Below are 12,298 nucleotides of genomic sequence, written 5' to 3'. Positions count from 1 at the left end.
CGGGGCCATTGGGCTTCGGGTCGGCCGGAAACGGTTCCGGTTCCGGCAGCGGCGAAATAGTCACTTTTCCTCTGCTTCCTGCATGACCGGCTGGGCGTCGTTTTACCTGTCTGCTCGTTGGCGGGACGAGCTGCCCGTGAGGATGCCAACGAGGTCGTGGCCGCGGACGGGCCGCTATAAGGACCTGCCACACCGCTGTCATTGACGGGGTCCACCACTGAATCGGGAAGTCCTCCACGCGATGTCCAAACACTCCGCGGGTACCGTCGATTCTGAGGCCCAGCCGTCCCCAATGGGGCTTTTGTGCCCATGGGAAGGCGCTGATCTGGCAACGCAGTCAGACTGGCTTTTCCTCGCTGTTCTCGCCCTTGGCGACTACCTGGTTCGCGATCAGATCCACCCGGTCAGCGGCGGTTAGTGCGCCATCGTCCTGGATGGCAGCGACGTCGCTGCTATCAACCGCCCCGACGTCCTGTTGTTGGTCGGCCTCATCACGGTCCGGTTCGTCTTTGTGGCGGGCGTCCTGAAGCTGGTGCTCCAGTTTCTCTTCTGCATCACGGCGGCGTTGACCCACGGTTCGGATCGGCTGGGTCGCCGGCGCCGCATGGGAGTGCTCGGCGGGGTCACCATCCGGCCGCTTGTCGTCTTTTCTCTCGCTCATAGTCGAATCGTCTCACCGGCGGGCCGATTCCTCAACGATGCGGGCGCCCTTGCAGGCGCCCTCGTCGATGTCACGCGGGTCAGATGGATGGAAGTGGCATTGCCGTTCTACGAACAGCGTCGTCTGCAACCCGCAGGTCACCTGGTTTTATCGCGGCAACAGTTCAGCTGGACGATAGCCGACTGCTGAAGAGGAACCTCTCCTCCCGCGCCACACCGTCCCCATCGAGCCGAGGCCGCCAGTGGCATCGTGCACCTGATCCGCTACCCGCGCGTCAGGGGCCGTCCTCAGCTGGCGGCCCCTGGCGGATGATTTCATATGAACATTGTTTACTGGCGCGCGCCGAGGACTTCCTTGACTACGGGCATCGCGGTGAACACCTTGGGCCAGCCTGCGTAGAACGCGAGCTGGTTGAGCGTTTCGGCGACTTCTGCCCGGGTGAGTCCGTTGTCCATGGCTCGGTTCAGGTGAAAGGGTATTTGCTGTACCTGTCCTGAGGTGACCAAGGCCACTACGGTGATGAGGCTGCGGTCCCGGGGCGCGAGGTCGGGACGCAACCAGAGGTCCTGGAAGAGGACCTTGCCTGTGTTCTCGACGACACCGGGCGAAACGCTGCCGAAGTTGGACTCCACCTGCTGGGCCCGTGCCTGCTCGGCGGCTTCATCAAGGGGCAGGAGTTCGGGGTCCGCGGCCGGCAGTGCGCTGGCCTCGATGCTGCGCTCCTTGAACGCGGCCCCGATTTTCGGGACCGCGGCCATCGCGTTCTGCCATCCGCTGTAGAAAGCAAGGTGCGTGATTGTCTCGGATATTTCTCGCGGCAGCACGCCGTCGTCGAGGGCTTTGTTAACGTAGAAGGAAAGCTCGACGCTCTGATTGCCGGCGATCATCTCCGCGACAGTGACCAAGCTCCGGTCACGTGCTGACAGCCCTTCCCGTTCCCATAGGTCGCCGACGACTACGTCGTCGCGGTAGTGCGCAAGTGCGGGTGCCACATTCTCGGTTCCCTGAACGGGAGCTATCGGTCCGGTGGGTGACTGTGGCGGCTCCGGCGGGGTGCATCCAGATGCGAGGGTGGCCAGGACGGCCGCGGCAGATAATGCGATGAAATCACGGTACTTCATGAAGGTTCTCCAGTTTCTGGTGGTGATGCGTTAGCGGCCTTCGTACTGGTCGTCCGTCACCTGCTCAAGCCAACCTGCGTTGGAGCTCTCGATGGTGTCCTGGACTGCGATGTGCGTCATGGACTCCGAGGAGGTGGCCCCGTGCCAGTGCTTGACGCCGGGAGCGTTGATTATTGCAGTGACTTGGTCTCGGGTCGGTGCGGCGTGGGCTGTATTGGTAGCGATGGGACTCGTCCTTTCCGTACGGCTACTCGTCGGATGCGATGGTTACGGTAGGGTCGCTTTTGCCTCTGGTGAGCAGGCTAATGCCGGCGTCGATGTGGCCGGGCTTGACGAGTCCATTGGCGTAGCCGAAGTCGCGGTAGAAAATTGCGAGATTGCCCCACGGGGCGTAGTAAGTGATGTCTCCAATTACGGGTTTGATTCCGGCCGGAGATCCTGTTGTCGAGAGTGAGGCGGGCAGGTCGCTAACCTTCTCCGTGCCGGCGTAGTCGGTCAGGGTCAGCATGGTTGTAGCTCCGTGTTGGTGAGGGCGAGCGAGGTCCGCAGGTGACGACCACGGGACGTTGATCTGGAACCGTCGACGACGCCCGCCCCTGATCCGGGAGGGCTGCGGCGAACATATGCGTGATGCCGCACCGTGTCGTCGGCGTGTCTGGGCGGGACGGAGTCAGGGCAAGCCGTCCCGCCCAGCCGGGATTACTGGCGCAGCAGGGCCTTGATGGCACGGCGTTCGTCCATGGCCTTAAATCCTTCAACGACCTGGTCAAGCGGGAGCTCAAGGTCAAAGTCCTTGCCGGGGTTGATGCTGTGGTTCCGGACGTCGCCCGGGGCGAAAAGGACTGCTCCGCGCATGGGTCAGTTCTCCTTGGGGTTCTGGTTGGATGTGGCGAAGAGGTTCTTCGCGACGGTCATGGCGGACATGGCTTTGGGCCAGCCGGCGTAGAAAGCGAGGTGGGTGATGGCCTCGATCAGCTCCTGCTCGGTGAGGCCGTTCTTCTTGGCGTAGTCGAGGTGGAAGGTCAGCTGCTCCGTGTTGCCGCCGGCGACGAGCGACGCGACGGTGATGAGGCTGCGGTCGCGCGGACAGAGCTCGGGGCGCTCCCACACTTGGCCGAACAGGACCTCGTTCGTGTATCCCACGAGAGCGGGTGCGAAGTCGGCGAGGGGGTTCTCTGGCATGGTGGTTCTTCCTTTCAGCGGGGGTCGACGCGCACGGTGGCGGCGCGGACCCGATCAGTGAGCATTGGGGGCAGGTAGGGGCTGTGCGTGTACTTCGCCCGGTAGGCGTCGTCGATCCGGTCCTTCAGCGCCACGTCATGGGTGGGGACGAACGCGACGTCCTTCTCGATGCCACCGGCGGTGATGCGACCGGCACGCTGCGACGCGGCGGAACCGTACCAGCGCGATGAGGTGCCGTTGTAGGCGCGCACGTACACGGCGCCATCGACCACAACGGACCAGATCCAGGTCGGCGTGCCGTACGTCGCTCCGTCCGCGCGGAACGGAGCGATATGGAAGTCGTCGGTCGAGCCGATCCTCTGCAGCTCCTCAGGAGTCCAATAAGCCATGACACAAGCTAAACGCCTACCTCCCCACGTGTGAGAGACCCTGCCGATAGGTGGTACTAACAGGGACTCCTTCGGCACCGGATGCGGCCGTAGCGTGGTCTGCATGGACAACCGCAAAGAAATCCGGGAATTCCTCGGCACCCGGCGGGCGAAGCTCACCCCGGAGCAGACGGGCCTGCCGACGTTCGGGGGTACCCGACGTGTCCCCGGGCTGCGGCGCCAGGAGATCGCGCAGCTGGCCGGCGTCTCGGTGGAGTACTACACCAAACTCGAACGCGGCTCCCTCGCCGGGGTTTCCGAAAGCGTGCTCGAGTCCCTCGCCAGAGCGCTCCAGCTGAACGATGCCGAACGCGACCACCTGTACGACCTGGCCCGCGCGGCGTCACCGTCGGCGCGGCCGCGGCGCAAGCCCAGCCAGGTTGTGGCCCCCAGCGTGCAGAGGATGCTGGACTCAATGGTCGGCGTGCCCGCGTTCGTCCGCAACGGCCGGCTGGACATCCTGGCGATCAACGACCTCGGGCGTGCCTTGTACTCTGAGGCGTACGGCCCGAAGACGGCAACCGCAAACCTCGCACGGTTCGCATTCCTGGACCACCGCTCGCACGTCCTGTACCCCGACTGGGAGAAGGCGGCCGATACTGCGGTCGCCATCCTGCACACCGAGGCCGGCCGTGACCCGTTCAACAAGTCCCTCACCGAGCTGGTCGGGGAGTTGTCCACCCGCTCCGAGGACTTCCGCACCCGATGGGCACAGCATGACGTGCGCCTTCACAGCGGAGGCTATAAGGACTTCCGCCACCCGGCGGTCGGAGACCTCCACCTGGCGTTCGACGCCCTCGAGCTCCCGAACGCCCTTGGGCTCACGCTCACGGCCTACAGCGCCGACCCCGGCACCCCGTCAGAAGACGGCCTGCGGCTGCTCGCCAGCTGGGCGGCGACAGAATCTATCCCCACCACAAGCAAGGAGAACGCATGAACATCGAACCCACCAACCCCACCAGCAAGAACCCGCCCGAGCAGTTCGTCGGTGATGTCTGGCTGGACCCCATCGCGCTTCCTCGCGAAGGCGATCAGCGCATGGTCGTCGCCACCGTGCGCTTCGCTCCCGGTGCCCGCACAGCCTGGCACTCCCACGCCCGCGGACAGTACCTCCGCGTCACCCAGGGTGTTGCCCGGTTCGGTGGCCGTGACGGCACGATCATCGAGCTCCACCCGGGTCAGACCCTGTACACCCCGCCGGGTGAGGAACACTGGCACGCTGCCGCGCCCGGCTGTTTCATGGAGCACATCGCCATGCTTGAGAACGGGGACGACCCCGCCACCACCACAAACTGGCTCGAGCACATTACCGACGACGAATACAACGGCGCCCAGTCCTGACCCCGCCTTCAAGGGCTTTCGGTCTGGGAAGTGTCACGACCGGACCGCCGACCAGATAACGGAGACCGAACCATGCACACACGTACTCTCGGACAGGGCCTGACCGTCTCGGCGGTGGGGTTGGGCTGTATGGGCATGTCGCAAAGCTACGGACCCAACCCCGGCAGCCGGGAGGACATGATCAACGTGATCCGCTCGGCCTACGACCTGGGGGTGACCTTCTTCGACACGGCCGAGGTCTGTGGACCGTACGCCAACGAGGAGCTGGTCGGTGAGGCTTTGGCGCCCATCCGCGACGGGGTGCAAGGCTCCTTGGGGTGTGGGAGTTATTTGCCGTCGTACCATCTATAACAGTCTCGGGCTACGCTACTTCTGGCACTAGATAAGGTCCGTTATCAGCTCTTCAGTACAGGGCGGAAGGGACGTGGCGCTGAGGCCTGAGCGGAGGGGCTGCTCCCCTCCGTTGCCCAAGGGTGTGCGGAAGGACGAAATTCAGAATCGGCTAGCGCATAACGAATACCGCGATGCGCACGGAGTCCGGTCGCCGCTCCCCTGTGCCCACGGCAATGACGTGGTTTAGCCGCGCCCACTCCTTGGATGACGTTGAGTGCCTCAGCGCGCAGCGGAAATAAATGGCTGTAGGGTCACGTTTTCGCCACGGTTCAGCCTTGCGATGGCGGCGGCTGAACCGTGGCGGACGGCGCTGTTTTGCACACTGATGAGCGCACCGCCGTTGGACTCCACAATGTACCGGGGGCCCAGTTTAGTGAGCTCAGGGCTGTGCTAGACCTGATAGTCGGCGCCACCTGGCAGGACCTTGCGGCTCAGGCGCGGACCATTCATTGCTGAGGTCACAGCCGCGGCCCTCAGGCCAGGTTGCCCCCGTGTCTATGTTCGCAGCTGCTGAGATGGCCAGCGCCTCCAATGGAGGTTACATCTTTTGAGGCCGGGCACGCCACGTACCGTGGAAGGCATACCGTCTCAGCGGTACCAGCCCACTGAACGGTCGAAATTGAACACTAAGGCTCCCGAGCCTGGTGCGCCGCTGCCACCCGCGGGAAAGTAGATGGCTCCGAACTCGGCTCCTCCGGCTTCGATTCGTGCCCTTGCCCAAATCTGGGCGTCCGCAAGTTCCTTTTCGGGGATGCTTTCCCGTGTGGTGCGGCCCGGGCCGAAATGAATGTCCAGCTGGTATTCCCCCGCCTGGGAAGCTCCGGCGTGACGGACGGGGTCGTGTTCGTCACGCCTGCTGATCATCACCTGGGCGGAGGCATGAAGAATGGCCGGCTCACGGATGAGCCTGCCATGGTGCTGCTGTTCGATCCGCAGGTGCGAGACTACGCTCTCCACTGTGTCTTCATCGGTGACCACGTAAGCAGTTCCGCTGATGTCAGATTCTGAGCCCCCGACGCTTTTCAAGTACTTCATAAATTGCTGGGAGCTGGACTGTCTGGAGCTCATGCACCCTCCTTGAGGGTAATTGCCGGCGAGTGCCGACCCGCCCAACACTAGACCCGTATGGCTCCCTTGAACCGGTGTTGCCAAAGATATCTCTGGATAGGAAACGATGGAACCGTGCATTAGAGGCAGGAGACGTGCGGCGACACGCTATTCCACCGCAACCACGGCTCACTAGCCAAGACGTGGCCGTCATCAATTACGCGCGCTCCGACACGCGGCCCAATGCAGTTCGTGGCCACACGGAACTCCCGCATCGACACTGCAGCCTGTACTCAAAACACCGATAGCCGGCGTTCCGTCAATTAGATTAGTTGAATCCTAAACTAGTCGACTACAGGCCTACTTGTCTTCAATCTGCGGCTACGGGAACCCCTGACCGCCAAGGTTAGTACCTGGAGCTCATCCCTTCGTGGTGATTAGGTATGACTGGACAGGCAACCTGACGGGTGTGCACCTTTGCGGTCGTACAGGGCATGTAAGCCGTCACTGGATCCCACAGGAAGAGCTGTTTGCCGCTTGGCATGGTGGAAACTGCGGCGCTAGTGGGAACGACGTCAACTGGATCTCCCGTGAAGGCCAGTCCAGGGATTTTGATCCCTTGAACCTCGAGTGTCGGCTTGCCACATTGACCAACTTCTGACAGCTCGTGCGACGCTAGCGCGGGCAAACCAGCAAGCAGGGACAAGGCAGCCGTGACGAGGAAAATCCTAAGACCAAACCTGCGGATCCAGTGGGCATATCCCCCACGCTGCACCATATTGCTCAGCAATAGCGTGTTTACGCCTTAGGGAGCACAGCTCCCTCTCCTCGCGCGGCGTGCGATCATCCTTCCCCTGCAGTACAACAATCTTGGCCGCTCTCGCTATGGCTCTTGGGGATCGGTTACTCCACCACACGAAGGGCGGATGTTGGATTTCTGAAATTTCATCTCGCGATCAACTTCCGCAGTCTAATATATTAGTCCTATACTAGGTGCGATCAGCAAAAGATCGATCGTCAACTCGATGAGGAGTGGAACATGCAGCAACTCGCGCACCGGCTTGAACGCCTAGGCACCGAAACCGCCTTCAGCGTCGCGCAAGCCGCCGCCGCCTGGAAGGCTAAAGGGAACCTGGTGTACCCCTTCCATCTCGGCGATATCAACATCCCAACCGCCCCGAATATCGTGGAAGCGATGAACCGGGCGATCGCCGACGGCTACACGGGTTACTGCCCCGGCCCCGGCATCCCGCAGCTGCGTGAAGCCCTCGCCGACGACATCGGCTCGCGCCGCGGTATCCAGTTCTCCCCCGAGAACGTGGTCGTGATGACCGGCGGCAAGCCCGTCATCACGAAGTTCCTGCAGGCTGTCATGAACCCCGGCCAGGAAGTGCTCTACCCCAACCCCGGCTTCCCGATCTATGAATCACAGATCGAGTACCTCGGCGGAATGGCCGTTCCTTACCGCTACCTGCCCACGCCCCAGGGCTTCGCGATCGACCTCGACCAGGTGCGCGCATCGATCACCCCCAATACTGTCGCAATCATCTACAACGACCTGCAGAACCCCATCTCCGCCGAGTCGACTGCGGCCGAGCGCGAGGCCATCGCACAGCTCGCGATAGAACACGACCTGTGGGTACTCTCCGACGAGGCTTACTTCGAGACTCGCTATGAAGGGGTCTCGAGCTCCATCGCAGCGCTTCCCGGCATGGCCGAGCGGACCGTCATCCTCTACACATTCAGCAAGAAGTTCGCCATGACCGGCTCGCGCCTCGGCTGCGCCGTCGCCCCGCGTGAGATCGCCCAGGTACTCAGCACGCTCAACACCAATGATGAGTCCTGCACGACGCACTATGTGCAGTGGGCCGGCGTCGAAGCGCTCCGTGGCCCCCAGGATTCTGTGCAGCAGATGCTTGACACCCTGCAGACGCGCCGCGACACCGCATGCGAGCTCGTGAATTCCATCCCCGGCATGCACGTGGCCGTGCCCCAGTCGACCTTCTACCTGTTCCCAGACGTCACCGAGGTCATGGAACGCATGGGCTACACCGCAGTCGGCGACTTCGCCTCCGACGCCCTGTACAAGACCGGCGTCTCCTTCTGCACCCGCGAGCACTTCGGCCGGCGGCTGCCCGGTGAGGAGCGGCAGTACATCCGGCTGGCCTACTCGGGCATCGAGGCGCCAGATATCCGCGACGGCCTCGGACGCCTGCGCGAATGGATCGAGACGGCATGAGCCGGGTAGTCGTCACAGGGCGGGTGCCCGACGCAGCGCTCGAAAAGCTTCGTGCCGAGTACGAGGTCGATGACTGGACCGGTCCGGAGTCGATTGGCCGCGAGGAGCTCCTGCGCCGCGTTGCGGGAGCAGACGCCATCGTGAGCCTGCTCACGGAACGCATCGACGCCGAACTGCTGGACGCCGCGGGCCCGCAGCTCAAGGTTGTTTCTAACGTCGCCGTCGGCTACGACAACATCGACGTGCCGGCCTGCACCGGACGGGGCATCGTCGCCACCAACACGCCCGGCGTGCTCACCGAGGCGACCGCCGACATCGCGTTCGGGCTCATCCTCATGGCAACCCGCCGGCTCGGTGAGGGCGAACGGCTCATCCGCGCCGGCCAGCCGTGGAAGTGGGGCATGTTCTTCCTTCTCGGCAGCAGCCTCCAGGGCAAGACCCTCGGCGTCGTCGGCATGGGCGGCATCGGCCAGGCGACGGCACGCCGGGCCAAGGCATTCGGTATGGACATCGTTTACCAGTCACGCAGCGAGATCGACCCCGCAATTGCCGCGGAACTGGGCGCCCGGCGGGTCGACCTCGACGAGTTGCTGACTGTTTCCGATGTCATTTCGCTGCACTGCCCTTATGGAGCCGCCACGCACCATCTGATCGGCGCAGAGCAGCTCGCAGCGATGAAGAGCTCGACATACCTCGTCAACACCGCACGCGGACCGATCGTCGACGAAGCGGCCCTCGCGGCCGCGCTGCGCGAAGGCGTGATCGCCGGCGCCGGGCTGGACGTCTTCGAGCACGAGCCACAGGTCCATCCTGAGTTGCTGGACCTGGAGAATGTGACACTCGTGCCGCACCTCGGCTCGGCCACCGTCGAGACGCGCACCGCCATGGCAGTGCTCGCCGCCGACAACACGCTCGCCGTGCTCCGCGGCGAGCAGCCACCTACGCCGATCGGTTAGTGGCGAAGAGCGGACAAGTAGTACCACTGGGCCTGGGTGAAGCGCCGGTCCTTGAAGGCGAGACGATGGGCCAGCCTTCGCATCCTCTGACTCATATATCGTGTCGGGATTTGTGCCTTGAGTAACAAAGTTGGCGCCGGACTTACAGTCCGGCGCCAACTTCAGTGACCCGGCTGAACGGCAACAACCGGTGAGGCCGTCACCTATGAGGGCAACGCCGTCGTTAGCGTTGCACACTGCGAGACCATGGCGCCGATAATAGGCGCCAGCATCCTAAGGGGGCGGTAGCCCACGGGGGACTTTGCCCGGCTCGGTGCGAATGAACGCGCGGTTAAAGCTGGAGGAAAAGACGACCGAATATTCGGCAAGGGAGCACGTGAACCAGCACGGAAGGTCTCTTAGTTCACTCTGGGTGTCTGGGCTTTGTGCATGCTCTTGACACGGGTCCTACGGTCCATTCAGTCTGGGGCGAATGTGTCCCATTCATGCTCCAGAGAGCAAGCGAACCCGCCGTGTGCAAGAAACCACGGCACAAGACGCAAGCGCGCTGATGATCGAGGGGGTATATGATCCGTGCGGATGTACGCGACGGCGTACACCTGATCAGCCATGCTCACGTCTACTGCTATGTCATTGAAGACGACGACGGTGTGACCCTTGTGAACGCGGGTCTACCGACCATGTGGACGATGCTGCTCCGGCTCCTCGATGACCGCGGCAGGCGCCCCGAAGACGTCAAGGCGCTGGCGCTCACCCACGGACACTTTGACCATGCTGGATTCGCGCTGCGGGCCCACCGCCGAAAAAAATTGAACCAGAGAAGCCGAACATTCTGGTGGGCACGACGACCGGGTCCGGCGGGAGCCAGGTCATAGCGGGAGACCTGGGCACCGTTGTCCAACTGGTGCCAGCGGGGCACCGTCCCTGGCACATGGAATAGCGATGTAGTCTTACGCCGATTGTCCGGGATCATTCCGGCTGGACGCCGGGCCAGTCGGCGGTTACCAAACGATTTCCATCATGGCGGTGTTCAGACCGGAACCGACGCCCATGCACAGCACGCGGTTCCCGGTTTCGAGGGTTTGCGCCTCGGCGGCGAGGGTCATGGGGAGGGAGGCCGGTCCCACGTTTCCCCAGTGCGGGAACGTGATGGGCACCCTGTCCGGGTCCAGGTCGATGGCGTCGATGATGGCCTTCGTATAGGCATTGCTCACCTGGTGCGTGACGTAACGGTCCATCGAGCCCCAGTCCCACTCCGGCTGGGCCTCATGCCAGGCATCGACCACGAGCTGGAGGCCGCCGTCGAGCAGGCCCTTGGTGTCGGTGGCCATGCCGTCGATGCCGCCCACGCACAGTTCATGGTGCTCGGTCCCGGCCCGCATCACGCCGCCGACGATCCGGTGCGCGCCGGGGTGCTGGTCCGCCGGGCCGAGCACCGCTGCAGCGGCTCCGGAGCCCAGCGTGAGGGTGGCGAACTCGCGGTTGAAGTCCTCGCGGGTCGTCTCGGGCCGCTGCAGCCGGGCCAAAGTGGCCTCCTGCGTGGCCTGGGCATCTTCACCGTTGACGATCATCGCGTACTTAATCTGGCCGGAGTCAATCATGTTGGCTGCCAGGGCCATGCCGTTGACGAATCCGAGGCAGGCGTTGGCCAGGTCGAAGTTCATGGCCGACGACGGCAGGCTTAGTCCGTGGTGGATCTTCACCGCGACAGATGGTTCGAGGTTGCGCCGGGTGACCGAGGTGTTGATCAGCAGGCCGATTTCGGATGCCCCGACGCCGGCCTCGGCCAGGGCCTTCGCTCCCGCTTCGACCGCCGCATCATCGAACGATGTCCCGGCGGCCCACCAGCGGCGGTGCGTGATGCCGGCAACGCGCTCCAGCAGCCGCGGGGGGAACTTCAGCCGCTGCAGGGTCGAAGCCAGCCTCCGGTCGAAATCCATGGAACTCACGATCCTCGGAGCCTCGACACTGCTCACCGAAAGCAGCGCGGTGTTGCTGTGCCGGAAGGTTGCATTCCCTGCCAATTCAAGCCCCTGTTCGTTTCCGTCCTGCATTCATGCTCCGTAGTTTTGCGAACTCAAGTTGATCGGGTCTTCGCGCGCGCGGGCTGTCCCAGCTTCGAACATGTTTTCCCCGGCGTCTGGGGCCGCGTGATGGGGGTCTTGTCCCGCCAGCGCCATGGTTCGGCTTTTGTCTTCCTCAGCAGCCACGGCCGGTCCAAAACCGGCAACCCGGACTCCTGTAGGGGCAGGTGGCAGTGAGGTTTGGGGCCGGCCGCAGTTGGGGCGCGGTCCTAGCTGTTTCCGGTATGGACGATGCTTTCGGTGTCCTGTTGGTGGGCCGGTGCGTCGGCGAGGCCGTCGGGCGTGAGGTCAAGGTCCTCAATGCTGGTGAGGTTTACCTGCCTGTCAACGGTGGTGGCTGGGGGTGCGCTGGCGGGGATGTTCGTCATGTTCGCCGCTCTCTCTGGTCCTGCCCTTGGGCAGAGGGTGGTGGTGGGTTAGCGGGGCAATTCGATCTGGAAACCGCCGCGGCATCGCAGTACCTCGGTGGAGAAGTAGGTGGCCAGTGAGTTTACGGCGAGGCCGGGCCGGCCGAAAAAAGCCCGCAGCGTGGTTTCAGCCCGGGGTCTGGTCAGGAACATCGGTTCTCCGCAGTGGAAGTAGCTGTCACTCCGCTGCACCAGTCCTTCTTCCCTCGCTGAGTATCTAGGAAGGGCCGTGAGGTGCTCTTCGGTCGTGTCCAGCACGCGGGACCGGCGGCAATTGGAGCAGTGGACGGCAACTACCAGAGTGCCTGCCTGCCGGCCGGTGACGGCCGGGGATTCCGCCACGAGATGCCGGTCGGTGTCGCAATTCGCGCACCAGGGGTTTTTGCCCCGCGGCTGATGGGCATCCCGGGGGATGTAGCTGTTCGATGTTGCAGTCAAT

The 12,298-nt window shown here is 63.4% G+C and carries 15 protein-coding genes and 2 pseudogenes; 6 read left to right on the top strand and 11 right to left on the bottom strand.

What is annotated here, in order from left to right:
- Positions 1-337 precede the first annotated feature (337 nt).
- From QFZ33_RS13145 to QFZ33_RS13120, 6 genes and pseudogenes are all read right to left on the bottom strand, one after another.
- Entirely contained in the window at positions 338-661 is a 324-nt protein-coding gene (locus QFZ33_RS13145) for a hypothetical protein (RefSeq protein WP_307028099.1), read from the bottom strand.
- 329 nt (positions 662-990) lie between these two features.
- Entirely contained in the window at positions 991-1,782 is a 792-nt protein-coding gene (locus QFZ33_RS13140) for a carboxymuconolactone decarboxylase family protein (protein ID WP_307028097.1), read from the bottom strand.
- Positions 1,783-2,029: 247 nt separating this feature from the next.
- Positions 2,030-2,290 (bottom strand): cyclophilin-like fold protein, encoded by a 261-nt coding sequence (locus QFZ33_RS13135; protein WP_307028095.1) that lies wholly within the window; start codon positions 2,288-2,290, stop codon positions 2,030-2,032.
- 191 nt (positions 2,291-2,481) lie between these two features.
- Positions 2,482-2,589 (bottom strand): annotated as a pseudogene (locus QFZ33_RS13130) (IMP dehydrogenase); the annotation flags it as partial.
- A 51-nt stretch (positions 2,590-2,640) separates the two neighbouring features.
- Complete coding sequence (locus tag QFZ33_RS13125; protein ID WP_307028094.1) at positions 2,641-2,964, bottom strand: carboxymuconolactone decarboxylase family protein; 324 nt, start codon at positions 2,962-2,964, stop codon at positions 2,641-2,643.
- A 14-nt stretch (positions 2,965-2,978) separates the two neighbouring features.
- Positions 2,979-3,353, bottom strand: coding sequence for a DUF2255 family protein (locus QFZ33_RS13120; protein WP_307028092.1), 375 nt, complete (start codon positions 3,351-3,353; stop codon positions 2,979-2,981).
- 103 nt (positions 3,354-3,456) lie between these two features.
- Between QFZ33_RS13120 and QFZ33_RS13115 the strand changes: the two genes are divergently transcribed.
- From QFZ33_RS13115 to QFZ33_RS13105, 3 genes and pseudogenes are all read left to right on the top strand, one after another.
- The gene (locus tag QFZ33_RS13115; RefSeq protein WP_307028090.1) at positions 3,457-4,329 is read left to right on the top strand and encodes a helix-turn-helix transcriptional regulator; all 873 of its coding nucleotides are present in this window, start codon (positions 3,457-3,459) and stop codon (positions 4,327-4,329) included.
- The gene (locus QFZ33_RS13110; protein WP_307028088.1) at positions 4,326-4,733 is read left to right on the top strand and encodes a (R)-mandelonitrile lyase; all 408 of its coding nucleotides are present in this window, start codon (positions 4,326-4,328) and stop codon (positions 4,731-4,733) included. Before QFZ33_RS13115 ends, QFZ33_RS13110 begins: the two co-directional genes overlap by 4 nt.
- Positions 4,734-4,805: 72 nt before the next feature.
- Positions 4,806-5,036 (top strand): annotated as a pseudogene (locus tag QFZ33_RS13105) (aldo/keto reductase); the annotation flags it as partial.
- Between the two features lie 199 nt (positions 5,037-5,235).
- On the opposite strand, the gene QFZ33_RS23975 reads toward QFZ33_RS13105, so the two are convergent.
- Entirely contained in the window at positions 5,236-5,349 is a 114-nt protein-coding gene (locus QFZ33_RS23975) for a hypothetical protein (protein WP_373427350.1), read from the bottom strand.
- Positions 5,350-5,714: 365 nt separating this feature from the next.
- Positions 5,715-6,194: a hypothetical protein gene (locus tag QFZ33_RS13100; protein WP_307028086.1), complete on the bottom strand. Its 480-nt coding sequence runs from the start codon at positions 6,192-6,194 to the stop codon at positions 5,715-5,717.
- 1,018 nt (positions 6,195-7,212) lie between these two features.
- Here QFZ33_RS13100 and QFZ33_RS13095 point away from each other — a divergent pair.
- From QFZ33_RS13095 to QFZ33_RS13085, 3 genes are all read left to right on the top strand, one after another.
- Entirely contained in the window at positions 7,213-8,412 is a 1,200-nt protein-coding gene (locus QFZ33_RS13095) for a pyridoxal phosphate-dependent aminotransferase (RefSeq protein ID WP_307028084.1), read from the top strand.
- A complete protein-coding gene (locus QFZ33_RS13090) occupies positions 8,409-9,368 on the top strand; it encodes a 2-hydroxyacid dehydrogenase (RefSeq protein ID WP_307028082.1) in 960 nt (319 codons plus the stop codon). Before QFZ33_RS13095 ends, QFZ33_RS13090 begins: the two co-directional genes overlap by 4 nt.
- A 566-nt stretch (positions 9,369-9,934) precedes the next feature.
- Positions 9,935-10,243 carry an MBL fold metallo-hydrolase gene (locus tag QFZ33_RS13085; RefSeq protein WP_307028080.1) on the top strand — a complete coding sequence of 103 codons (309 nt, stop codon included), beginning with the start codon at positions 9,935-9,937 and terminating at the stop codon, positions 10,241-10,243.
- A 126-nt stretch (positions 10,244-10,369) separates the two neighbouring features.
- Here the strand turns inward: QFZ33_RS13085 and QFZ33_RS13080 are convergent, their stop codons facing one another.
- The 3 genes from QFZ33_RS13080 to QFZ33_RS13070 all read right to left on the bottom strand — a co-directional run bounded on the left by QFZ33_RS13080 (position 10,370) and on the right by QFZ33_RS13070 (position 12,297).
- Positions 10,370-11,422 carry a 3-oxoacyl-ACP synthase III gene (locus tag QFZ33_RS13080; protein ID WP_307028078.1) on the bottom strand — a complete coding sequence of 351 codons (1,053 nt, stop codon included), beginning with the start codon at positions 11,420-11,422 and terminating at the stop codon, positions 10,370-10,372.
- 239 nt (positions 11,423-11,661) lie between these two features.
- Positions 11,662-11,820, bottom strand: a complete 159-nt coding sequence (locus QFZ33_RS13075; protein ID WP_307028076.1) for a hypothetical protein — start codon at positions 11,818-11,820, stop codon at positions 11,662-11,664.
- Between the two features lie 48 nt (positions 11,821-11,868).
- Entirely contained in the window at positions 11,869-12,297 is a 429-nt protein-coding gene (locus tag QFZ33_RS13070) for a hypothetical protein (RefSeq protein ID WP_307028073.1), read from the bottom strand.
- Position 12,298 lies beyond the last annotated feature (1 nt).

This window comes from Arthrobacter globiformis, from assembly GCF_030815865.1.
Classification (GTDB): Bacteria; Actinomycetota; Actinomycetes; order Actinomycetales; family Micrococcaceae; genus Arthrobacter; species Arthrobacter globiformis_B.
This window is presented reverse-complemented; position numbering and strand designations above follow the sequence as displayed.

Coding starts and splice junctions, on each gene's coding strand:
- QFZ33_RS13120 (WP_307028092.1), bottom strand. CDS start 3,353: ATGGCTTATTGGACTCCTGAGGAGCTGCAGAGGATCGGCTCGACCGAC.
- QFZ33_RS13095 (WP_307028084.1), top strand. CDS start 7,213: ATGCAGCAACTCGCGCACCGGCTTGAACGCCTAGGCACCGAAACCGCC.
- QFZ33_RS13135 (WP_307028095.1), bottom strand. CDS start 2,290: ATGCTGACCCTGACCGACTACGCCGGCACGGAGAAGGTTAGCGACCTG.
- QFZ33_RS13100 (WP_307028086.1), bottom strand. CDS start 6,194: ATGAGCTCCAGACAGTCCAGCTCCCAGCAATTTATGAAGTACTTGAAA.
- QFZ33_RS13080 (WP_307028078.1), bottom strand. CDS start 11,422: ATGCAGGACGGAAACGAACAGGGGCTTGAATTGGCAGGGAATGCAACC.
- QFZ33_RS13145 (WP_307028099.1), bottom strand. CDS start 661: ATGAGCGAGAGAAAAGACGACAAGCGGCCGGATGGTGACCCCGCCGAG.
- QFZ33_RS13115 (WP_307028090.1), top strand. CDS start 3,457: ATGGACAACCGCAAAGAAATCCGGGAATTCCTCGGCACCCGGCGGGCG.
- QFZ33_RS13110 (WP_307028088.1), top strand. CDS start 4,326: ATGAACATCGAACCCACCAACCCCACCAGCAAGAACCCGCCCGAGCAG.
- QFZ33_RS13140 (WP_307028097.1), bottom strand. CDS start 1,782: ATGAAGTACCGTGATTTCATCGCATTATCTGCCGCGGCCGTCCTGGCC.
- QFZ33_RS13075 (WP_307028076.1), bottom strand. CDS start 11,820: ATGACGAACATCCCCGCCAGCGCACCCCCAGCCACCACCGTTGACAGG.
- QFZ33_RS13090 (WP_307028082.1), top strand. CDS start 8,409: ATGAGCCGGGTAGTCGTCACAGGGCGGGTGCCCGACGCAGCGCTCGAA.
- QFZ33_RS13085 (WP_307028080.1), top strand. CDS start 9,935: ATGATCCGTGCGGATGTACGCGACGGCGTACACCTGATCAGCCATGCT.
- QFZ33_RS13125 (WP_307028094.1), bottom strand. CDS start 2,964: ATGCCAGAGAACCCCCTCGCCGACTTCGCACCCGCTCTCGTGGGATAC.